At 52.7% G+C, this 627-nt stretch carries 1 pseudogene; it reads right to left on the bottom strand.

The annotated features are described in order from the left end of the window. A pseudogene (gene glnA, locus CRI63_RS23570) lies at nucleotides 1-627 on the bottom strand (glutamine synthetase); the annotation flags it as partial.

Raw genomic sequence — 627 nt, 5'->3', positions numbered from 1 at the left:
GTACGGATAGACGCAGAACGGTTACGCGCAGAGTAAGCCAGCATTACCGGTGCTTCGTAGCCCGGGACCAGACGCTTACGTAAGAGTTGGTGGTCGGGTTTGCCAGGGCGTTAATCGCTTTAGCGTGTTTGATTACGCCGCCAATGTAGTACAGCGCCTGCTCAGACAGACCTGCGTATTTGTCGCCTGCGAACAGGTTAACGCCGTTTTTAGACAGCGACATGTGGCAGTGCATACCGGAGCCGTTATCACCGAACATCGGTTTTGGCATAAAGGTCGCGGTTTTGCCGAAGCGGTGCGCTACGTTGTGCACAACATATTTGTAGATCTGAATTTCGTCAGCTTTTTTGGTCATGGTATTGAAGCGGGTAGCCACTTCGTTCTGACCCGCAGTCGCTACTTCGTGGTGATGGGCTTCAACCACCAGACCCATCTGTTCCATCACCAGACACATTTCAGAACGGATATCCTGAGCAGAATCTACCGGAGGCACCGGGAAGTAACCGCCTTTCACTGCCGGACGGTGACCTTTGTTACCACCTTCGTATTGGGTGGAGGAGTTCCATGCGCCTTCGATATCGTCGATAGCAACGTGAGAACCGGAGATAGANGAATCCGAAACGGATG

The organism is Escherichia sp. E2661 (assembly GCF_004745185.1).
Classification (GTDB): Bacteria; Pseudomonadota; Gammaproteobacteria; order Enterobacterales; family Enterobacteriaceae; genus Escherichia.
Note: the sequence above shows the minus strand (reverse complement) of the source record. Positions and strands in the feature narration are given on the sequence as shown.